A 19,155-nucleotide genomic window follows, 5' to 3' on the forward strand; every position below is an offset into this window, starting at 1 on the left:
GACGAGGGCGCGAGCGGTGCAGGAAGTTTTTGGTTCTACGACCAGTCATACGAGCACTCGTATGACTGGTCGGATGGAGGTCGTCGGCCGTGTGTCGGGTCGACGGCGATGGTCGGACGCAGAGAAGCTGGAGATCCTTGCCGAGGCATTCCGGCCCGGTGTGCGGGTCTGCGACATTATCGCGCGCCGCGAGGTGTCGAGCAGCCTGATCTACACGTGGCGCAAGCAGTTGCGGGAGGGCAAGCTGGCGGGCGTCGTGCCTTCGTTGCCGGTGTTTGCCGAGGTACAGGTTGCCGAACCGGTCGCGCCGACACCGCAGCGGGCACCATGTCCACCGGGGTTCATCCATATCGAACTGCCGGGTGGCGTGCGGGTTAGCGTGGATGCCGCGGTGGATGCAGGCGCGCTGACACGGGTGCTGTCGGTGCTGCGGTGAACCCGGTGCCGCTCCCAACGCGCGTGTTCCTGGCGTGCGGGGTGACCGATATGCGCAAGGGGTTCGACGGCTTGGCGGTGTTGGTGCAGCAGATGCTGGCGCAGAACCCGCATTCCGGCGCGCTGTTCGCGTTCCGGGGCAAGCGGGGCCATCTGGTCAAGCTGCTGTGGTTCGACGGGCAAGGCCTGTGCCTGTTCTCCAAGCGCCTGGACCGGGGCCGCTTCGTCTGGCCCGTGACCGCGACCGGCACGGTGGTGCTGACGCCGGCGCAATTGTCGACGCTGCTGGAGGGCATCGACTGGCGTCGTCCCGAGCGGACGTTCGCGCCGACGCTGGCGGGATGAGAACGGCGGTTTTGGGTCGCTTTTGCTCGCCGGTCCGCACGCAATCTGCTATGGAAACCGGGTGTCGGAAGCGCTCGTTTCCCCTGCTGATGCCGCCGCGCGGATTGCCGCGCTGGAGGCGTCGCTCGCCCGGGCCAATGCCGCGCTTGCCGCCCGCGACCTGCTCATCGACACCCTGCGCGGGCAGATCGCGCGGTTGCGGCGGATGCAGTTCGGTGCCTCGTCCGAGAAGCTGAGCCGCGAGATCGAGCAGCTCGAACGGCCCCGTCAATCCAAATGCACCTGCTGGTAAATGGGTGATGGTGGGGTAGGGCACAGGCATGCCCCGTCCGCGTAAGCCAGCCTCACCGTTCCGCTACTTCAACTCGTCGCCGGAGGTGATCCGGCTAGTGGTGCTGATGTACGTTCGGTTTCCGCTTAGCCTGCGGAACGTGGAAGACCTGCTGTTCGAGCGCGGGATCGACATCTGCCACGAGACGGTGCGCCTGTGGTGGAACAGGTTCGGTCCGCTGTTTGCGGGCGACATCCGTCGCGCACGCGTGAGCCGGATGCGCGGCTTTCGTCATTGGCGCTGGCACCTGGACGAGATGTACGTGAAGCTGAATGGCGAGATGGTCTACCTCTGGCGAGCCGTCGATCACGAGGGCGAGGTGCTGGAAAGCTACGTCACCCGCACCCGCGACAAGGCTGCCGCGCTTGCCTTCATGAAGAAGGCGCTGAAGCGCCACGGCTCACCCGAGGTGATCACCACCGATGGCCTGCGCAGCTATCGTGCTGCGATGAACGACCTGGGCAATGCCGAAAAGCAGGAGGTCGGCCGGTGGGCTAACAACCGGGTGGAAAATAGCCATCTGCCGTTCCGACGAAGAGAGCGGGCGATGCAGCGGTTCCGGCAGATGAAGACGCTGCAGAAGTTCGCATCCGTCCACGCCAACGTCCACAACCACTTCAGCCTGGAGCGCCACCTCATCGATCGACAGACTTACCGGGAACGACGCTCCGCCGCGCTGGCGGAGTGGCAGGCGCTTGTCAGCTGAACATGCCGTCAAAGACCGAAATGCATCGTGTGGAGAGCGGTTCGCATTAGACTGACAGCACCCGCCTGGGTGATCGACCATAAGGTCCCCGCGCGCACCGGCGCACCGGTCGGTGTGGCGCTGGTCGTCACGGCAGTGGCGGTGGCTTACGCCAGCCTCAAGCTCTACGACGAGCCGGTCCGTCGCTGGCTCGGCCGGCGGCTGCTCCGCCGCGGCCAAGCGAGCACGATCCGGATCTTTGGGGGGCGCGCTGCCGCCAAACCTCGTGTGCCGCTCACCTGAGCGTTGTCAGGCACCTGTTTCTATTCGACAAGCACATCGTTGCCGTAGACGGCGACCGTGGGGAGGGACGCAATGAGGACGCTCTTGGGCGTGGCGGCGATCGCTGCGATGACGATCTGCACCGCTGCATCGGCGCAGCGGGCCTTGGTCAAGGTGACGATCGCGGGCAACGGCTCCGGCCCCCGCATCGATCGTAACATCTTCGGGCAGTTCGCCGAGAATCTCGGCAGCGGCATATACGGCGGAGTCTGGGTCGGCGAGAACTCGCCGATCCCGAACGTCCGCGGCATCCGCACCGATGTCGTGACGGCCTTGAAGGCGCTGAGGGTGCCGAGCGTCCGGTGGCCGGGCGGTTGCTTCGCCGATGAATACCACTGGCGCGACGGCATCGGTCCGCGTGCGAAACGCGCTGTCACGGTGAACGGCAGCTGGGGCAACGCGCTCGAGAAGAACGACTTCGGCACCGACGAGTTCTTCGACTTCATCGGCCAGATCGGGTCGGAGGCCTATCTCTCGGTCAATATGGGATCGGGCAGCGTCAAGGAAGCCGCCGACTGGATGGCCTATATGACCGCCGATCCCGGCACGACCGCCGGCGCGGAGCGGGCCGCCAACGGCCATCGCGATCCCTATCGCGTCAAGTTTCTGGGGCTCGGCAACGAAAGCTGGAGCTGCGGCGGCGCCTATACTCCGGATTACTATGTCGACGAGATGAAGCGTTACGCCCGCTTCGCGCGCAACCTGAACCTCGCGCAGAACGGCACCGACAATCCGGCCGGCGGGTCGGTGGCCGGATCGGACCCGATGCGGCGGATCGCGGTCGGCCCGGGCGGGCCGGACACTGGCTATACCGAAGCGGTCATGCGCGCGTGGAAGGCGCACGACTGGGCGTGGAGCATCGAGGGATTGTCGATGCACCAATATACCTGGGTCGCCTGGCCGCCGGCCTATGCCAGCACCGGCTTCGGCGAGCGCGAATATGCCACGCTCGTCAAGGACACGCTGAAGATGGAGGACATGATCCGCATCCATTCGGCGGTAATGGACAAATACGATCCCGAGAAGAAGGTGCCGCTCGTCATCGACGAATGGGGCGTCTGGCTGGCGAAGCTGCCGGGCAGCCGCGACGGCTTCCTCCACCAGCAGAATTCAATCCGCGACGCTATCATCGCATCGATCAACCTCAACATGTTCACGCGCCACGCCGACCGCGTCCGGATGACGGCGATCGCCCAGATGGTGAACGTACTGCAGGCGATGATCCTGACTGACGGGCCGAAGATGGTGCTAACGCCCACATACCACCTGTTCAAAATGTATGTGCCGTTCCAGAATGCGACGCGGCTGCCGATCGCCTTCGATGCCGGCACCTATCGCTTCGGCGACGTCACCTTGCCACGTATCGACGGCATCGCCGCGCGGGGCCGCGACGGCAAGGTCTGGCTGGCGCTGACGAATGTCGATCCGAACCAGCCGGTCCGTATCGACGCGCAGGTCGACGGTATCGACGCGCACACAGCAAACGGCACCGTGCTGACCGCGAACCGCGTCGATGCGATCAACAGCTATGAACAGCCCGAGACGGTCGTCCCGCGCCCACTCGCCGCGCGCGTCGAGCGGGGGCGGGTCGTCATGACCCTGCCGCCCAAGTCGGTCACCGTTCTGTCGATCTCCCGGTAACTCCCGCTAGAAACCTGCGCAGCGGCCATGAGCGCAAAGAAGTTGAGAGGATTGGCATGAAGTTTAGCTCCGCAATCGGTTCGGCCCTCGCCGCCATGGCGTCGGTTCTCGCGCTGGACGCGCAAGCGGCCGACGATCCCCTTGCCCCCACAGGCCGGTGGAGCGCCTACACCGCGGGGCGCGCTGCCACGCCGCCGATGGGATGGAGCAGCTGGAACGCGTTCGCGACCGATATCGATGAGGACAAGATCCTGGGGGCGGCACGTGCGCTGGTTCGTGACGGGTTGGCGGCCAAGGGCTATCGTTACGTCAACATCGACGATGGCTGGGCGCTGCAGCGGCGCGTGAGCGACGGGGCGCTCATTATCCGGCCGGGCCGCTTTCCGATCGCGCAAGGCGCCGGCGGTGATGCAACCTTTCGTCCATTGACGGACCAGCTGCACGGGATGGGATTGAAGGCGGGCATCTACTCCGATCTGGGGCGCAACACCTGTTCACAGGCCTATTCGCCCGACGACACCGACCTTCCCAAGGGATCGGTACGGGAACGCGAGATCGGCCTGTATGGGCATATCGACCAGGACATCGCACTGTTCTTCGCCAATTGGGGCTTCGACTTCATCAAGGTCGATGGATGCGGGCTGCGCGCCTATGGTGCCGATGCCGCGAAGGTGCGGTCCGGCCAGTATCGTGCGCTGCCGCCGATCCTGAACATGGATTTCGTCAATCGCTCGGACATCCCCGCCGTGCAGGCGCTGTTCGGCCAGATCAACGCCGCGCTGGATCGGGAGAACCCTGACGGCGACTATCTACTGTCGCTCTGCATCTGGGGGGCGGCCGACGTCCGGTCGTGGGGGAAGAATGTCGGCAACATTTCACGCACCAGCGACGACATCAATCCGACTTGGGGGCGGATGCTAACCAATTTCGATACCGCGGCGAAGCGGGCGTTCTATGCGCACGCCGGATCGTGGAACGACCCCGACATGCTGTTCATCGGTAAGGGCGACTTCGACGCCGATCATCTGACCGAGGCGCGGTCGCACATGACGATGTGGGCGATGATCAACGCGCCGCTGATGATCGGCATGGACCTGCGGCAGGCGCCCCAATCGCTGCTTGACGTTTTCGGGAATGCGCAGGTCATCGCGCTCGATCAGGATGCCGCGGGTCATCAGTCGGTGGTCGCGTTTGACAGCGACGACGTGCAGATCTTCGTCAAGACGCTCGGCACGGGTGAGAAGGCGGTGGCGATCTTCAATCGTGGCGCGTCGGCGCTGAACGTCGACCTGACTGCGGCGCAGATGAAGCTTCGTGGTGATGCAGACGTGAGCCTCATCGACTTGTGGAGCGGCAACAGGCGCAGCTTCCGCAACACGACGAAGCTCAAGATCGAGGGCCATCAGACGCTGCTGTTCAAGGCGGAAGGCAAGCGCGTCCTGATGGACGGGCTCTACCTTTCCGAGCAGCCCGGCAACGTCAATCCGGCTGTCGACGGGGTGGTCGAGCCGACGCCGGACCCAACCATCCACCGCTCGGCGACTGGCTGGCAAGGTACTCGGGGTAGCGGCGAAGGGCCGATCTACGCAGGCTGGGGAGGTGTGCAGGCTGATCGCGCGCCGTACGGCGAAGTGCTCGCGATCAAGGGTGCCCGCTTCGAAACGGGCGTTGGCGTGCTGGCAAATTCACGCCTTGAGGTGCGCAACCAAGGTTACCGCCGCTTCAAGGCGGTGGTCGGCGTAAATGACTCCGCGCGCGACACGAAGCGCGCAGCGACTTTCGCCGTCTATGGTGACGGTAAGCTGCTGGCGTCGAGCCGGGCGATGAAGTGGGGCGATCCGGGTCAGGATCTTTCCGCCGACGTGACTGGCATCAAGATCATCGAACTCATCACTCGTGCTGCCGGCAGCGCTGCGGATCCTCTCCCAACGACGTGGGCTGATGCTGCGTTGCTGAAACGCTGAGCCAGCGATCTCGGGAGTTCGCACCCGTTCAACAGAATCCCCGCCATCCGAGCGAGAATGGCGGGGTTCGCCTCGCTGACCCGGCGACATCGGTCTCGTCAAGTCACCCGATAGGACGGTCGGTCGCGGAACAGCTCGCGCTGTTAATTCAGGGCTGCAGAACAAGTAGTACGTCTCAGTCGAAGCCCTTTCGCTCGAGTGTAAGTCGTTTGTCGTCGCACAAGCCGCACGCCGCACCATCGAAGCGCGCCGCGGCGCTCTTGTCTCCCTTCATGCGCCAGTCCAGCCATGCCGTCACGACCTCCGCTGCTACGCCCCCATGCGGCTGCATGTAGGTGCCGCCATGCCCTACCGGAATGTTGATCAGCGCTGCGGGAAGGTGGCGGATACGGCGGAAATCATCAGTTCCGTTCGCCGCTGCGATGTCCGTTGGGCCGCCGAGAACGTAGAGCACCGAGCCATGCAGACCGAAGAGCAGCGACTTGTCCGACACCACGCCCGCGATAGGGTTCGTCCCATCCGGAAAGAAGCCGCTGTTCATGATTACCGCCGTTCGCACGCGCGGGTCCTGCGCTGCCGTCAGTGCCTGCAAGCCGCCGCAGCTCCAGCCAGACACCGCAATCGCCGTTGGATCGATCCGGCCCCGGAAGGGACTGCCGGCGCGCGCGTTTTCGCGTTGTGCCCAGTCTATCGCTTCGGTGAGCGCGTGCGTTGGCGTTGCCGCAGCAAGCTTCCCCGGTGCTGACACACGTTGCGCGGATCCCGCGGGTCGCGGCACCGTGCCGGACGCGATGACGAGATAGCCATGTGAGGCAATCTCCAGCAGGTGATTGCGCGAACTCGTTCCATCCGCGCTGCAGCCGCCATTTCCAAAGACGTAGATGCCGAGCGACCCAGGCGTGACCGCCGCCAGATTGAGCGGCCGATACACGACGTGACCGGGCAGGTTCGACCGCTCTTCGAACACCGCAGGGTACGCGCCGCTCCCTGTCTCAACCGCAGCGCGGGCGGGAGGGGAAGAATGGACTGGCGTGAGAAGTGCCAGACCGAGCAACAAGGCGATAGACACGTCAATCCTCTCCTACAACCAAACGTCGGGGCGGGTCGTCCGAGCAGCAGTCAAATGGGGTAGAAATCCGCCGTCTGTCGGACGTATTCATTTGCTTTGACAGCGCCCTTCTATCTGTTCGCACCTTGTCGGCTAATCATGTCCAACGGCGCGGAACGCCCCTCCCCCAGAACTGCATGCCGGAACGGCTTCTGGGATGCGACGGATCGCACCCCAGTCATCGCCGATGGAGGGATCAGAACCTGTAGCGCGCGCCCAGGGTATAACGCCGGCCGTAGTCGAAAACGTCCAGCAACTGGTTGTCGTAACGCCCGTGCGTACTTTGCTGGTTGTTGTTGACGTTCAGTACCTCGCCAAAGACGCTCAAATTCTTGCTGATGTCGTAGCTGCTGGTGAGATCGACCTGGAAGCTCTGATTGACGAAAGTTGGCTCTGCACCGAACGAACCGGTGTTCTGGTTCTGGCCGAATTGCAGCAGATATTTGTCACGCCAGTTGAGGGCGGCACGAAATTGGAAACCCGCCTTGTCGTAGAAGCCGACGAAGTTCGCCGAATTTGCCAGTCCTGTGACGGCAAAGCCTGTCTGTGAGATGTTCGTGTCGTCATATGGCCGGTTCGTGTTGACGAAGGTGGCATTGGCCTGGAAACCGAAGCCGGTATCCCCGAACACCTGTTGCAGCGCCAGTTCCAAACCGCGGACCGTCGCATCGGGACCGTTGACCTGCTGCGACACCGCAAAGGAGGCCGGCTGCCCGGTGGTGGGATCGATGACGCCGTTGACCGCCTGCCGTGTCACGCCACCGACAATGAAGTTGCTGACGTTCTTCAGGAAGAAATTTACGGCGAGATAGGAGTTGCGACGATAATACCATTCCAGGCCCAGATCGAAATTATCGGCGAGGTACGGACGAAGGCTGGAGTTACCGCCACTTGCCGAGAGGGCGCCGACGCGCTGGCCGTTGCCGACGTTCAGGACCGGCGTGAGCAGATTTAGGCCCGGACGCGTGAGTGTACGCGAGGCGTCGAGACGAAGCACCAGATCGCTGGTCAGTTCCAGCTTCGCATCGAGGCTTGGCAGCAGATACGAATAGGAGCTGTTGTTCGTCACCGCCTGTAGCGTCGTGTAGGTCGGGATGCTGAGCAGCGTCGGATCGGCGGCGCTGGTTGTGATCGACGTCGGCAGGCGACCCTGCCCGGTCGCGCGCAGGTTAGTGACCTCGTTGCGGATACCGGCATTGAATGTGAGCGGCATGCTGCCGAGCTCGGTCCGGAAGTTCGCGCTGAAGTACAGCGACCAGGTCCGTTCGCGGACGCGCAGCACGCTGCCGGGGTCGACCGCCTCGTCGAACGTCCCGCGGAAGCCGAGCAGGCCATCCCCGCTGGTCGGCGACGGATAGTTGAAGCCAGGAACCTGCTGCGCGTACGGATTGCCGAGCCCGCTCAGGTAGCTCTGATACGCGATCGGATCGAAGACGAAGACCGACGGCGGCAGGCTGCCCTTGAAACCGGGAATGAAGTTGTCGAGCCCGACCGAACCCTGGAACAGGCTGGCAGGCAGCGGCGAGATGCCTGTCGCGCGACCGGACGGCGCACCATAGCCGGCATAGGCCTGCCAAAAGTTGTTGGTGAACGTGCTTTGGTTGCGAAAGTTGAACGTATCTTGATAGAATTGCCCGCCGGCCTTCAGGGTCACATCCTCCTGCTTCCACGTGGCATTGCCGCGGAACTGCACTAGCTCGTCGGTATTGTGCTGCGTCTGGTTTACGGTGACATGCGATCCGATCAGCGACTGGTCCGCCCAGCGCGCCGCATTACCGGCCGGGCCAAAGTTGCTGATGGACGGGAAGGCATCCTTGCTGTCGCCGTTGACCGAGAAGCGAAGCACGTTGCCCAAATCCCCACCATAACCGACGTCGCCGTTGCGGCTGCCGATGACGTCGCCGGGGTTCAGCCAGCTTTTCGCATAGGCGGTGTCCATTTCCAGCGTCAGGTTCTCCGTCGCGTCGTACTTGACGTTCAGGCCGGTCTGGTTGGTCTGCAGGATCTGCTTGTTGAGGGCCGCCGTGAAATCGGTCGGCGTGCCGGCTTGCGTGAAGTCGGTGGCAGTACCGTTGTCGTCGAGCGTGACATTACGCAGGTCGCCCTGGTTGAACCAGACGCCGAACCCGTAATTCTCCTGCGAGATCGTCTGACGCGAGAAGTTGTTGTCCAACGTCAGCATCAGGTCATCGCTGGGATGATATTGCAACGAGATGCGGGCGTCGAACCGCTCGTCCTCGACCCGCTGCTGTTCCGCGCCATATTGCTGCGGGAACCAGCCCGGCAGCGTCTTGCTGGCCAGTTGCGCAGACGTGCAATTCGCGGTCAGCTGGCACGGCGCGAAATTACCACCCGGCCAGCCCGACACATAGACGCGGTTCGTGTCCGTGTCGCGACGCGTGTAGATCACGTCGGCCAGGATGCCGAAGCGTTCGTCGGCGGACGTGGTGCTGATCAGCAACCCGCCGGTCGGTACGATGTGGCCGGCGCGATCTTGGATCGATCCGGAGCCGGTCGCCGCGACGCGGAAGCCGGGATGATCGAACGGGTTGGGAAACTGAATGTTCACTGTCGCGCCGATCGAACTCGACGCCAGCGAAACGTCGGGTGTTTTCAGGACGCTGAGCTGTCCGATGAAGTCGACGCCCACGGTGCTGAAATCGATCTGGCGGCCGCCGGTCGCGGTCGAGATGCGACGACCGTCGTAAAGCGTCGTGTTGAAGTCGCCACCGAAGCCGCGAACCGTGATGCCGGTCGGCTCGCCACGCGACCCGGAGCGCTGGATCGAGACCCCGGGAAGACGCTGCAACGAGGCTGCGACATTCGAATCCGGGAACTTGCCGATGTCCTCCGCGGAGATCACGTCGACCACGCCCGACGACGTTCGTTTGATGTCCAGGTTGCGCTGCAGCGACCCGCGAAGGCCGACGACGACGATATCGTCGCGGCCGCCTGTAACGGCATTGCCCTGCGACGCATTCTGCGCGGTAGCGGTATCTTGAGGCTGTCCGGCCTCGTTCGCGCTGGTCGTGTTGGCAGTGGCGGGGACTGCAGGCTGCGGCGCGGCGGGCTGACCGGTTACGCTGTTCTGAAGATTGCCTTGATCCTGCGACAGCGCAGGCGTCGCCCAAGCCAGCACCGTCATGCTGGTCGCACAAGCCAGCGCGCGAAGCACAGGTAATTTAATAGTATTATTGCCGACTTCCGCGGCGACAGGACATGCGTTCGGATGCATTTCGACAGCCCCTCCATTGCAACACGCACTCCCGCCTCTGCCAGGCAGGATGTACGATCAGATTCATGACGTCGCAGATCCCGCCAGCGCTTTTTGGCGTCTGGCGTGATCGAACGTTAGCGCTCACAATACGTTGGCCGTGAATGATTGCAAGCTATTGGCTAAGCGATCATCTTCACGCTCAAACGACCGCTGGCTACAACAGCGCGGGCCTGAGACGACGAGAGGGGGAGGCGATGACCGAATGGCAGTTGTTGAACAATGTGCAGCACGGCCAGTTGCGCGTGTCGCGATGCCGCGACTCGGCCCGGCACTTTGCGCAGATCGTGGCGGGCGAGTTCCTCAAGGCGGCAGCCCACTACCCGATCCTTTTCACTAAGAACCCGCAGACCGGCGCGTTCTACGCCGGGGTCGTGATGGGCACGGAACCTGGTCGCAACCTTCTGACCGTCGATGGACAACTGCCAGATTACCGGCCGGCTGATCTGGAGCGGCAAGGATTCTTCGTCGCGGACGGCCAGGTGGTGATCGACCCCGATCACCCGGTGTTCGGCGACCCGGACGGCCGCCTCTTGTTCGGCGTCGACGGCGAGCCAGAGCCGGCGCTCCAGCGTGTGCAGCACGCGTTGCACACGCTGGAGCGCGGCATTCCTGAGACCGATGCCCTGATCCGCCGCTTCCTGTCGCCGCACGGGCTGATCGAACCGATCGACGTGACGCTCCATTCGGACGACGGTCGACCCGTGCGGCTGGAGGGGCTCTACACGATCAGCCTGGACGCGCTGCACGGGCTCGACGATGCCGCGGCGTTGGGAATGTTCCGCGCCGGCGACCTGCAACTCGCCTATGCGCAGGCGATCTCAGTGCAGCATCTGCATCGCCTGGGACGGCTCAGGAACGAGCGGTTGTTCGAGCCGGTGCCATGATCCGGGACGCGCCAGCCGAGGCGCTCGTCGACGCCGATCGCTTCCGCGAAAGTGTCATGACCGTTGGCGATCCCGTGGTCGTCCGCGGGGCGACACGTCACTGGCCGATGATGCATACCGGGATCCCGCAGGCGGTAATCGACGCGCTTACACGGCATGATGCCGGAGAGATGGCTGAAGTGTTCGTCGGCGATGCCGCGATCGGCGCGCGCTACCACTATGACGATGCGATGGCAGGCTTCAACTTCCGGAGAGAGACGATGCCGTTCGGCGCCGCGCTGTCGGCGATCCTGACGACGGCCGATCTGCCGGACCGCCCGAGCCTGTACATGGGATCGCTGACCGCGGAGCGATTTTGCCCCGGCATCGAAGCGGAAGTGCGGCTGCCGATCGTCCCCGCGGGCGTGCGACCGCGCCTCTGGATCGGACATGCGTCGGTCGTGGCGTGCCACTACGACACCATGGACAATATCGCGTGCGTCGCGGCCGGGCGACGCCGCTTCACGCTCTTTCCGCCGGATGCGATCGCCGACCTCTACGTCGGTCCGATCGACCATAACATGGCCGGACAGCCGGTGGCGCTCGCGGTCGGCAGCGCGCCCGGCGACCGCCGCTATCCGCTTTTCGAGCGCGCCCGCCACCGCGCGCTGGTGGTCGAGCTCGAGGCGGGCGACGCGCTGTATGTGCCCAAGCTATGGTGGCATCAGGTGGAGGCCACCGCATCGTTCAACGTGCTGGTCAATTACTGGTGGGACGGGTTCGCGACCGGCCCGGACCAGCCCTATACGACGATGCTGCTCGCGATGACGGCGATCGCGTCGCGTCCCGCGCCGGAGCGAGCGGCGTGGCGGGCGTGGTTCGATCACTACGTCTTTCGCCCGAACGGCCATCCGCTGGCGTTCCTGCCGAACGAGCGCCATGGCATCCTGAGCGCCGGCAGGGAGAATATCGCGCGAGTGCGTGCGATGGCGATGCGGCTGCTGCGCGGCTGAGGCTGACGTATGACCGCTTCCTGCGCGAGTAATGCACAACGGATTGGCTGCATGTTCCTAGGTGTTGGTGCTAAGTGGGCTGCGGGGCACCGTCAAACCAAATGCGCCTGCTGGTAATCGGGTGAGGGTGGGGTAGGGCAGACCATGCCCCGTCCCCGCAAGCCAGCCTCTCCGTTCCGCTACTTCAACTCGTCGCCGGAGGTCATCCGGCTGGTGGTGCTGATGTATGTTCGCTTCCCGCTGTCACTGCGCAACGTGGAGGACCTGCTGTTCGAGCGTGGGATCGACATTTGCCACGAGACGGTGCGGCTGTGGTGGAACAGGTTCGGACCGCTGTTCGCAGGCGAGGTGCGCCGTCAGCGCGTGAGCCGGATGCGTGGCTTTCGTCATTGGCGCTGGCACCTGGACGAGATGTACGTGAAGCTGAACGGAGAGATGGTCTACCTGTGGAGAGCGGTCGACCATGAGGGAGAAATCCTCGAGAGTTACGTCACCCGCACCAGAGACAAGGATGCAGCACTCCGCTTCATGAAGAAGGCGCTCAAACGCCATGGCTCACCTGAGGCAATCACCACCGATGGCTTGCGCTCTTACGGCGCTGCGATGAACGAGCTCGGCAACCGCGACAAGCAGGAGGTGGGCCGCTGGGCCAATAACCGGGTGGAAAACTCACACCTGCCGTTCCGACGGCGAGAACGGGCGATGCTGCGGTTCCGGCAGATGAAGACGCTGCAGAAGTTCGCCTCTGTCCATGCCAACGTCCACAACCACTTCAGCCTCGAACGCCACCTCATCGATCGACAGACTTATCGGGAACGACGCTCCGCCGCATTGGCGGAGTGGCAGTCGCTCGTCAGCTGAACGCCGCCGTCAAAGACCGAATCGCATCGTGTAGAGAGCGGTTCGCATTAGACTGACAGCACCAGCGGCACGCTGGTTTTGCGCGAGGGGGTTGCCTTGACCAGAACGAGACTGCCGTCTGCAACGTTGACGGGTATCCCTTGTGTGAGATCGATCCGCTTCGACCACCCGCCGCCGAGCACCGTCACGCGCACGATCAGGCGGCCGGCCCAAACGCATTGAGCATCTTTAGGGCAGCGGCTGTCTTCGCTGACGTGGTCCGGGCGCACACGCGGGCCGTTGACCGCGGCGATCTTGCCCAGCCGTACCGGTCCTTCGACCGGACGGACAGAGATGCAGCCGGCGACAATCACCGGAAGGCAGGCCATTACGGCGACCCGTATGCCCGCCACACGGTCAGCCACAGGATGCAGACACGATGCGGCCTTCGGCAACGGTGACGGTAACGCGCTCCACCCGGTAATCCTTCGTCATTGGATCGCCTTGCGCCAAACGCCTGATGATCGAGCTGTGCGTACGGCGGAGAATGGCCGCATCGTCGGGCGCCACCTGCCCGACGAGCGCTGCGGCGCCTTTGGGTTGCAGGTCGACAGCCGGGCCGGGGCGCTTTCGCCCGTCGTGGTACAAGCACCGAGCGCAGCCAAGGCGCTTAGCGCCGTCATCGTCAAGGAGGTGTCGGTTCGCATGCTACTACCTTCGTCAAACATGGCCCTGGATCGTGCTCGAACGAAGCTGAACGGCAGTGGTGCAGTCGGCATCGTACTGGTCAGCGCTGGCTGATCAGTTCGGCGATCGGCAGCGTCTGGGGGGCTGCGCGTAACGTCTCGGCCAGCGGCCGGTGCGCGTCGCGGTCGCAGCCATAATCATACAAGAGGTGACCCGTGCCACCATCGCCGGTCCATGTGACGTCGATCGAAGGAAGATCGGTTACGTACACCTTGCAGGTATCCGGTCCGGTCAGCAGCACTTCGCCCACGGAGAGATAGGGTTGGAGCCGGCCGAACAAACTCGCGACCTGTACCGGTGTCGCTGTGAAGCGGCGCTCGCCCACCACGGCCGTGTTGCTCGTCCCGTTGAAGACGCCGGCGCCATCGGCATCGATCGTTACGCTATAGACCGGGCAGAACCCATGGCATGGCGTCGTCGCATAGGTCAGACTGCGGATTCCAAATCGAGCAGATGCAACGGCCTGCGGCTCCACCTTGTGCCCGGTCGTGGCGCATCCACTCAGCGCTAACGTCGTCCCTGCCAACCACCCCATCAACCGCATTGTCATCTCCCACCAGGCATGTTCGGATCTCGATCGCCGACCCATCACGTCAAGCCGCGACAAACTCGATGTTGGGATGATCGCCAATGATCTCGAGGACGATATCGAAATAGGTTTGTCCAGCGCCTTGCTCGAGGGCATCCAACTGACGGGCGATCATGTCGATGTTGAACGTGCCGGGCCGTTGCAGCTTTTCTGTCAGGAACGTGCGCGTCGCTGCGAAGCCGAGCGCCGATCTGCTGGCGTCCACGTCCCGCCAGATCAGTTTGACCGGCTCATGCCCTTCGATCGCGCCATAGCCCCCGTAAAGCATGTCGTTCAACGCATCGAGGCTTTCGCCGAGCGACCAGCTTTCGTCAGCCATGAAGAGGCGATTGATCTCGGCATAAAATGTCGGGATGTCGATGATGGCGTGGCCAAGAATCTCCAATGTCTTGGTCATGTCAGGTCAGCCCGCCGCCATGCCTTCGACAGCGCGCAGCGGGGTCTGCTCGAACGTGACGGGCTGTCCGACTGCTCCGAAAAGCTGCGCCGTGAGTGGTGCCGAGATCGTCCCGATACCAATGTTAAGCGTGAGACGGGCAATGAGAACGCCTCGACTGCGAGGAAAGACAGGGCTGGCGATCCAGCGGATCTCGGCCGCTGCGCGGTGGCCGGTCGCGAGCCGAAGCGGCACCATCACCGGGCCCGGGTGCATCCCACGCGGTGCCTGCCGAACCGCCGGGGCAATACGATTTTGCGCATCGCGTAGCTGGACCTGCGGCAGAGCTGCCAACGTGCAATCCGGCCCCATATTGCCGACCGATATCTCGGTTCCCGAGTGCGATGTGCCATTTAAATCCCCATCGCGGGCGTCGAGCGACAGGCGAAGCTGACCTGCTTGGCAAGGTGGCGATAGCGGGGACGACACGGTGAGCAACAATATAGCGATGATCGGCATGTCCGATTCCCATCAAAGGTATGGCCGGGCGTCACGAACAGCGGCGAAACGGCATTTCCGTGATGCCCGGGCTCGCATCAGTAGCGGCAATAGCCCTCATCATGGGACACCATGAGGCAATCCGTTTTTCCGGCAAGGGCGCTGCGATTGATCGCATTCCCCTTGCTCGGACGGAGGGTTTCAGTGACGCCGTTGCGGCGGAAGCTCAAGCCCGCGGGCGTGACCTTGCCTATGAATTTGCCGTGCATATCGGCGTCGAGCCCCCATTGGTTGTCAATCACGAAGCCGCTGTCCTGATGACTGATTTTCAAAAAGGTGCCTTCGCCGCCCCTCCATCGACCGACAAATGCGGCAGGGGGTAGCAGGCGCGTCGCGGTGCTCGCCTGAGGCAGCCTCGCCCCGAGTGTCGCCGTACGAGCCCTGGTCACCTTGATCCAGCATTGCGCAACGGCAATCGATGCCATCGATCCGCCGCTCTGGCCGCGGGCAAGGCAGTCACGATCCCGTGACTTCAACCACGCGCGCTGCTCGGCAAGCAGCTTCTGTTGCGCGGCCGGGCGCAGTTGGCCGCGCAGAGAAGCGTAGCGAGCGCTCATCTGCGCATCGGCGCTGCGCAGGTCGTGTGCCGCACAACGCTGTATGTCCAACGTCGACGTGCATCGGGCAGGCGGAGGATCACGAAACGCCGGATTGTTCATGAAGGCGCCGGCGGTCTGCGCGCTCGCGGGCATCGCACAGACGACACCGGCGACGATCACGGCAAAATCCACAATTCGCTTCACATTCTTCTCCTCTTGATCAAGCCTGCGCGATTGTGGCGAGCTCAATATGAATGTTCGATGCCAGGCCCACCCGAGGATCAACCCCCGTCGAGGTGGCCTGCACTGAGACAGGCGGCATCACAGCATCCGGGGCGCCACATCGGCTTCGCGCCAGCGGTCAAGGAAGCGGTGTTTGGGCGTCGTCACAGACGAGATTGGAAAGCGTTTGCCTTCCCGTTTCATCCTTCCAATGGGAACGCCTTGCCGTCTTGCAGGCTGTTAGTTCGTGGGAACGCTTCTCCGGACGCCGTCAAAACAAATGCACCCGCTGGTAATCTGGTGAGGGTACCTGGAGCAAACTCTCGCGTGATGCCGCTGCCGCCACTTATCTGTCACGTCGTTCGCGTTCATGGCGGGGATGGGGACGGGCCAGCAATGCTGGCACTTGTAAAAAAGGGTCAGTTAACCCCGAAACTGTAACCTATGTAGGCCATTTGCCCGATGCTACTGTAATGACAGCCGTTTGGGGTTCGAGATGGTTCAGAATCCTTATGCAGAGGGCATGAAGGCCGGGGCAGGCGGCAGATTGACCGGGGATGATTGCCCCTATCAATCCGTACTCGTCGAGCATGAACGCGCTGAGTGGATGCGGGGGTTTGATTTAAGTAGAAAGGATCAAGCCCCTCGCCGAAGCAAGTAGCGGACAGCTTGGCCGGCTGGTCTCCCAACGCGATGAGCAGGGCCATACGCGAGACCTGCGACGTCGCCTTCGTAGCGAAAAGCAGGTAGCCAGACGCCACTTACCAACCAGTGCTGTAGGCGGCTTACACACGATGTCCGACGAACTGGAGCTGGCCGATGGTGTCTCTCTGCGGGCAGAGGCTGCTCGTTGTCGACGGGTTGCAGAGAGCCTGAGCAGCAAGGCCGACCGAACCGTAATGCTGCGCCTGGCAGAGGAGAGGGAACAAGCAGCAGCATCGTGGGAGCGTCGCCGCTACAAATCAGCTGACGAGTAGCGAAATGGCACACACATCGCCGTCCACCTCATCCGAAGACGCGAGGCGATGTAGCACCAAGATCCTCGCCGACTTAAGGGGACCACATGGATGCCACTCCCCAATTCGTAGTGCTGATGCGACCCGAGCGCGAGAACGGCGGGGCCTTCGGGATCTACGCCGTCAATGAGAAGCGCTGGCTCGACATCATCTACAAAACCGAGAGCGAGGCAACAAACGCCTTGATGAGGTTGCGCGCCTATCACGCGCGATCACCCACCTCGAATGAGCGCCTCAGCAAGGTAAAAAAATAGCGGGGCTAGCCCGCTAGTTTAGAGAAAGGGAACACATTCCGCAGGCTTTTTGCGCTTCATTTATGGCGATCGTGACTTCGAGAAGACGCCATGATGAAGCTACACGGCATCTGGCTGGCGACCTGTCTCAACAGGCTGTCTCGGTGATCAGCGCTCAGGCTGGAGGTCAGCCGGTGGAAAGAAGTGCTCGATCACGTCCTGCGCGAGCCGCGCGGGACGCAAGGTGGCTGCATCGATACAGCACCAACTCGACTTCACCTCTGCGAGAACCTCCTCGCCGCGCTTGATCACGGTTTCGTAGAAGGCGCGCGCGCCATGCACCTTCTCCAGCAGGACGGTGGCGATCACATCATCCTCGAGAAACGCCGGCTTACGGTAGGTGATCTCGTGCTTGAGCGCGACCCACAGGTGCTGGGCGGCAATTTCTGCTGGAGCCAGCGCGCGCCAATGATCAAGCACCGCCGCCTGTACCCACTTCAGGTAGCTCGCATTGTTCACGTGCCCCATAAAATCGATGTCAGCCGACTCGATGCCGATTGCGAAGCGATGTGGAGCAGCGGTGGTCACATCGCACCATACCACCTCCCGTGAGCATCCGCAGCACAGATTGGGGCTGCAAGTGTTCGAAAGCGTGAGCGCTGCTGGTGCCGGTTGTCCTTAGCCGCGGCGGCACCATGTTAGCGTAACTGCCAGCTTCCATATTGCGAGCGCGGGCAGCTGAGAGACCTAGCGCTCCCGCTTGCCAGCGAGGATGCGTGTCATGGACATGAACGAGCTCTACCGCGTCCATCAAATCTCAATCACGCAAGCGGCGAACGCGGCATCAATCGAGGCGCGGATCTCACACGCGGGACGTGCCAGTGGGTATGCCGCGCTGATCGCGAAGCGCCAGCTGTCGTTCGGCGTCATCCATCCCACGCTGGTCTCGCCGTCATGAGCGAGGACCCGGAAGTTTTGCCGCCATTGTCAAAGCCGCGACGCGCTTTCCGCCCGGCCTCCAAATCTCCGCAAATCTCTCCTGAAGCGGCCGCGCGAGAGGGAGCAATTCTGCGAATCGCGATTACGGCGCTTGGGTCAGAAGCCGCTCAGACCTTTCTCAATACACCTAACAATCAACTCGACGGTCGTCCGCTCTCGGTAGCTACGAACGACGCGGGCGGTTTCGAAGCGGTTGCATCAGCCATTCGTGACTTAGGGAGAGCGTGATGACGAGAGGCCAAGAAAAGGCTGCTGAAGGCGGCAAGAATGACCCAGGCGAGAACGATGAGGATCGGGACATCATTGGTAAGCACCAAGAAGACCTAACCTCGGAGGATCTGAAGGGCGACACACGCGAGACCAAGACCAAGTGACTCTACCGCTGTGGCGCTGCTCATGCGCCACAGCAGTCGATAGGAGCTGGAGAGTGCTTATCAAGCCTGCTCCGACTGCGACAGCCATTGCAGACACGGCTGCCAGCGCGAGCCAGAGAAAGGCTTTGCCTGCCCTGATCCGGCATGGTCGATCATCCAGAACCTGGCGCCTCTTCGTCAGACGCATGTTGCCCTTCGACACCGGTCATCCCTGACGCTTCAGCCGCGGCAATCCCGGACGTGTCTTCGACCTTGATGGTGCGACCCTGCATGACTTCGGTCCGGACACGCGATCCATCATCGTCCTGATCGGGACCACGCGGACCCGGCTTCGGTCCGGTCTCCCCCTGATCGCTGAAGTCGTCGTCGCCTTGCGCCGCTGCGTTGGGGTTGTCGCTGCCGTCCTGACCTGCCTGGCCGCCGCCATGGTAGCCGATGTTCGACTGGCCGCCGTGCTTCGGAAAGCCTCCGCTCCGGTCGTCGTCGCCGTCACGGCCGTTGGGATAGCTGCCACCACCGCTCTCGCCTTGCTCGCTTCGGCCGCTTGGGTCGGTGTTCACGCCGTCTGGCGCGCCCTTCAGTCCATCTCCGCCAGCGGCGGGCATCGGCTTGCGGTCGCTCATTGTCGATCCTCTGCATGTGAGATTGCGGAACGCCT

At 63.1% G+C, this 19,155-nt stretch carries 25 protein-coding genes; 15 read left to right on the top strand and 10 right to left on the bottom strand.

The window, feature by feature from the left end:
- Positions 1–73 precede the first annotated feature (73 nt).
- The 7 genes from tnpA (at position 74) to SPHPHY_RS0103685 (ending at position 5,743) form a co-directional block, all read left to right on the top strand.
- Complete coding sequence (gene tnpA / locus SPHPHY_RS0103655; protein ID WP_231370337.1) at positions 74–436, top strand: IS66-like element accessory protein TnpA; 363 nt, start codon at positions 74–76, stop codon at positions 434–436.
- Positions 433–780 (top strand): IS66 family insertion sequence element accessory protein TnpB, encoded by a 348-nt coding sequence (gene tnpB / locus SPHPHY_RS0103660; RefSeq protein ID WP_022685349.1) that lies wholly within the window; start codon positions 433–435, stop codon positions 778–780. Before tnpA ends, tnpB begins: the two co-directional genes overlap by 4 nt.
- Positions 781–841: 61 nt before the next feature.
- Positions 842–1,072, top strand: coding sequence for a hypothetical protein (locus SPHPHY_RS0103665; protein ID WP_022685350.1), 231 nt, complete (start codon positions 842–844; stop codon positions 1,070–1,072).
- A gap of 28 nt (positions 1,073–1,100) precedes the next feature.
- Complete coding sequence (locus SPHPHY_RS0103670) at positions 1,101–1,817, top strand: IS6 family transposase (protein WP_022685351.1); 717 nt, start codon at positions 1,101–1,103, stop codon at positions 1,815–1,817.
- Positions 1,818–1,886: 69 nt separating this feature from the next.
- The gene (locus SPHPHY_RS22210; protein ID WP_022685352.1) at positions 1,887–2,099 is read left to right on the top strand and encodes a hypothetical protein; all 213 of its coding nucleotides are present in this window, start codon (positions 1,887–1,889) and stop codon (positions 2,097–2,099) included.
- A gap of 72 nt (positions 2,100–2,171) precedes the next feature.
- Positions 2,172–3,779, top strand: coding sequence for an alpha-N-arabinofuranosidase (locus SPHPHY_RS0103680; protein WP_022685353.1), 1,608 nt, complete (start codon positions 2,172–2,174; stop codon positions 3,777–3,779).
- A gap of 56 nt (positions 3,780–3,835) precedes the next feature.
- Entirely contained in the window at positions 3,836–5,743 is a 1,908-nt protein-coding gene (locus SPHPHY_RS0103685) for an NPCBM/NEW2 domain-containing protein (RefSeq protein WP_028056454.1), read from the top strand.
- A 175-nt stretch (positions 5,744–5,918) separates the two neighbouring features.
- Here SPHPHY_RS0103685 and SPHPHY_RS0103690 read toward each other — a convergent pair whose 3' ends face one another.
- Positions 5,919–6,812 (bottom strand): hypothetical protein, encoded by an 894-nt coding sequence (locus SPHPHY_RS0103690; protein ID WP_231370339.1) that lies wholly within the window; start codon positions 6,810–6,812, stop codon positions 5,919–5,921.
- Positions 6,813–7,047: 235 nt separating this feature from the next.
- Entirely contained in the window at positions 7,048–9,996 is a 2,949-nt protein-coding gene (locus tag SPHPHY_RS0103695; RefSeq protein ID WP_022685356.1) for a TonB-dependent receptor, read from the bottom strand.
- Positions 9,997–10,322: 326 nt separating this feature from the next.
- On the opposite strand from SPHPHY_RS0103695, the gene SPHPHY_RS0103700 reads away from it, so the two are divergent.
- The 3 genes from SPHPHY_RS0103700 (at position 10,323) to SPHPHY_RS0103710 (ending at position 12,865) form a co-directional block, all read left to right on the top strand.
- Positions 10,323–11,012: a SapC family protein gene (locus SPHPHY_RS0103700; protein WP_022685357.1), complete on the top strand. Its 690-nt coding sequence runs from the start codon at positions 10,323–10,325 to the stop codon at positions 11,010–11,012.
- Positions 11,009–12,004, top strand: coding sequence for a cupin-like domain-containing protein (locus SPHPHY_RS0103705; protein WP_022685358.1), 996 nt, complete (start codon positions 11,009–11,011; stop codon positions 12,002–12,004). Before SPHPHY_RS0103700 ends, SPHPHY_RS0103705 begins: the two co-directional genes overlap by 4 nt.
- Positions 12,005–12,148: 144 nt before the next feature.
- Positions 12,149–12,865, top strand: a complete 717-nt coding sequence (locus tag SPHPHY_RS0103710; RefSeq protein WP_022685359.1) for an IS6 family transposase — start codon at positions 12,149–12,151, stop codon at positions 12,863–12,865.
- Between the two features lie 47 nt (positions 12,866–12,912).
- Here the strand turns inward: SPHPHY_RS0103710 and SPHPHY_RS19100 are convergent, their stop codons facing one another.
- Positions 12,913–13,233 carry a hypothetical protein gene (locus SPHPHY_RS19100; protein WP_196802105.1) on the bottom strand — a complete coding sequence of 107 codons (321 nt, stop codon included), beginning with the start codon at positions 13,231–13,233 and terminating at the stop codon, positions 12,913–12,915.
- 28 nt (positions 13,234–13,261) lie between these two features.
- Positions 13,262–13,414 carry an I78 family peptidase inhibitor gene (locus tag SPHPHY_RS22740; protein ID WP_419554965.1) on the bottom strand — a complete coding sequence of 51 codons (153 nt, stop codon included), beginning with the start codon at positions 13,412–13,414 and terminating at the stop codon, positions 13,262–13,264.
- Here SPHPHY_RS22740 and SPHPHY_RS22435 point away from each other — a divergent pair.
- Positions 13,376–13,645 (top strand): hypothetical protein, encoded by a 270-nt coding sequence (locus tag SPHPHY_RS22435; RefSeq protein ID WP_022685361.1) that lies wholly within the window; start codon positions 13,376–13,378, stop codon positions 13,643–13,645. The genes SPHPHY_RS22740 and SPHPHY_RS22435 overlap by 39 nt on opposite strands.
- Here SPHPHY_RS22435 and SPHPHY_RS19105 read toward each other — a convergent pair.
- The 4 genes from SPHPHY_RS19105 to SPHPHY_RS19115 form a co-directional block, all read right to left on the bottom strand.
- The gene (locus SPHPHY_RS19105) at positions 13,632–14,066 is read right to left on the bottom strand and encodes a DUF6438 domain-containing protein (RefSeq protein WP_156024984.1); all 435 of its coding nucleotides are present in this window, start codon (positions 14,064–14,066) and stop codon (positions 13,632–13,634) included. The genes SPHPHY_RS22435 and SPHPHY_RS19105 overlap by 14 nt on opposite strands.
- Positions 14,067–14,184: 118 nt before the next feature.
- Entirely contained in the window at positions 14,185–14,577 is a 393-nt protein-coding gene (locus SPHPHY_RS0103730; RefSeq protein ID WP_022685363.1) for a barstar family protein, read from the bottom strand.
- 6 nt (positions 14,578–14,583) lie between these two features.
- The gene (locus tag SPHPHY_RS21185) at positions 14,584–15,075 is read right to left on the bottom strand and encodes a DUF4232 domain-containing protein (protein ID WP_022685364.1); all 492 of its coding nucleotides are present in this window, start codon (positions 15,073–15,075) and stop codon (positions 14,584–14,586) included.
- 77 nt (positions 15,076–15,152) lie between these two features.
- Positions 15,153–15,857 (bottom strand): lysozyme inhibitor LprI family protein, encoded by a 705-nt coding sequence (locus SPHPHY_RS19115; protein WP_156024985.1) that lies wholly within the window; start codon positions 15,855–15,857, stop codon positions 15,153–15,155.
- Positions 15,858–16,371: 514 nt separating this feature from the next.
- Between SPHPHY_RS19115 and SPHPHY_RS22745 the strand changes: the two genes are divergently transcribed.
- Positions 16,372–16,536, top strand: coding sequence for a ribosome modulation factor (locus SPHPHY_RS22745; RefSeq protein ID WP_419554950.1), 165 nt, complete (start codon positions 16,372–16,374; stop codon positions 16,534–16,536).
- A gap of 402 nt (positions 16,537–16,938) precedes the next feature.
- Positions 16,939–17,145, top strand: coding sequence for a hypothetical protein (locus SPHPHY_RS0103745; protein WP_028056456.1), 207 nt, complete (start codon positions 16,939–16,941; stop codon positions 17,143–17,145).
- A gap of 147 nt (positions 17,146–17,292) precedes the next feature.
- Here SPHPHY_RS0103745 and SPHPHY_RS0103750 read toward each other — a convergent pair whose 3' ends face one another.
- Positions 17,293–17,712 (bottom strand): acyl-CoA thioesterase, encoded by a 420-nt coding sequence (locus SPHPHY_RS0103750; RefSeq protein WP_022685367.1) that lies wholly within the window; start codon positions 17,710–17,712, stop codon positions 17,293–17,295.
- Between the two features lie 193 nt (positions 17,713–17,905).
- Here SPHPHY_RS0103750 and SPHPHY_RS21745 point away from each other — a divergent pair, with 193 nt between their 5' ends.
- Complete coding sequence (locus tag SPHPHY_RS21745) at positions 17,906–18,082, top strand: hypothetical protein (protein WP_156024986.1); 177 nt, start codon at positions 17,906–17,908, stop codon at positions 18,080–18,082.
- Positions 18,083–18,350: 268 nt separating this feature from the next.
- A complete protein-coding gene (locus SPHPHY_RS21755) occupies positions 18,351–18,497 on the top strand; it encodes a hypothetical protein (protein ID WP_022685369.1) in 147 nt (48 codons plus the stop codon).
- A gap of 152 nt (positions 18,498–18,649) precedes the next feature.
- Here the strand turns inward: SPHPHY_RS21755 and SPHPHY_RS21760 are convergent, their stop codons facing one another.
- Positions 18,650–19,120, bottom strand: coding sequence for a hypothetical protein (locus SPHPHY_RS21760; RefSeq protein ID WP_022685370.1), 471 nt, complete (start codon positions 19,118–19,120; stop codon positions 18,650–18,652).
- Positions 19,121–19,155: the final 35 nt, after the last annotated feature.

This window comes from Sphingomonas phyllosphaerae 5.2, from assembly GCF_000419605.1.
GTDB classification, from domain to species: domain Bacteria; phylum Pseudomonadota; class Alphaproteobacteria; order Sphingomonadales; family Sphingomonadaceae; genus Sphingomonas; species Sphingomonas phyllosphaerae_B.

Coding starts and splice junctions, on each gene's coding strand:
- SPHPHY_RS21760 (WP_022685370.1), bottom strand. CDS start 19,120: ATGAGCGACCGCAAGCCGATGCCCGCCGCTGGCGGAGATGGACTGAAG.
- SPHPHY_RS22745 (WP_419554950.1), top strand. CDS start 16,372: ATGGTTCAGAATCCTTATGCAGAGGGCATGAAGGCCGGGGCAGGCGGC.
- SPHPHY_RS0103680 (WP_022685353.1), top strand. CDS start 2,172: ATGAGGACGCTCTTGGGCGTGGCGGCGATCGCTGCGATGACGATCTGC.
- SPHPHY_RS0103670 (WP_022685351.1), top strand. CDS start 1,101: ATGCCCCGTCCGCGTAAGCCAGCCTCACCGTTCCGCTACTTCAACTCG.
- SPHPHY_RS0103730 (WP_022685363.1), bottom strand. CDS start 14,577: ATGACCAAGACATTGGAGATTCTTGGCCACGCCATCATCGACATCCCG.
- SPHPHY_RS0103695 (WP_022685356.1), bottom strand. CDS start 9,996: ATGACGGTGCTGGCTTGGGCGACGCCTGCGCTGTCGCAGGATCAAGGC.
- SPHPHY_RS0103700 (WP_022685357.1), top strand. CDS start 10,323: ATGACCGAATGGCAGTTGTTGAACAATGTGCAGCACGGCCAGTTGCGC.
- SPHPHY_RS0103710 (WP_022685359.1), top strand. CDS start 12,149: ATGCCCCGTCCCCGCAAGCCAGCCTCTCCGTTCCGCTACTTCAACTCG.
- SPHPHY_RS0103745 (WP_028056456.1), top strand. CDS start 16,939: ATGGATGCCACTCCCCAATTCGTAGTGCTGATGCGACCCGAGCGCGAG.
- SPHPHY_RS21745 (WP_156024986.1), top strand. CDS start 17,906: ATGGACATGAACGAGCTCTACCGCGTCCATCAAATCTCAATCACGCAA.
- SPHPHY_RS0103705 (WP_022685358.1), top strand. CDS start 11,009: ATGATCCGGGACGCGCCAGCCGAGGCGCTCGTCGACGCCGATCGCTTC.
- SPHPHY_RS19100 (WP_196802105.1), bottom strand. CDS start 13,233: ATGGCCTGCCTTCCGGTGATTGTCGCCGGCTGCATCTCTGTCCGTCCG.
- SPHPHY_RS0103685 (WP_028056454.1), top strand. CDS start 3,836: ATGAAGTTTAGCTCCGCAATCGGTTCGGCCCTCGCCGCCATGGCGTCG.
- SPHPHY_RS21755 (WP_022685369.1), top strand. CDS start 18,351: ATGACGAGAGGCCAAGAAAAGGCTGCTGAAGGCGGCAAGAATGACCCA.
- SPHPHY_RS21185 (WP_022685364.1), bottom strand. CDS start 15,075: ATGCCGATCATCGCTATATTGTTGCTCACCGTGTCGTCCCCGCTATCG.
- tnpA (WP_231370337.1), top strand. CDS start 74: ATGGAGGTCGTCGGCCGTGTGTCGGGTCGACGGCGATGGTCGGACGCA.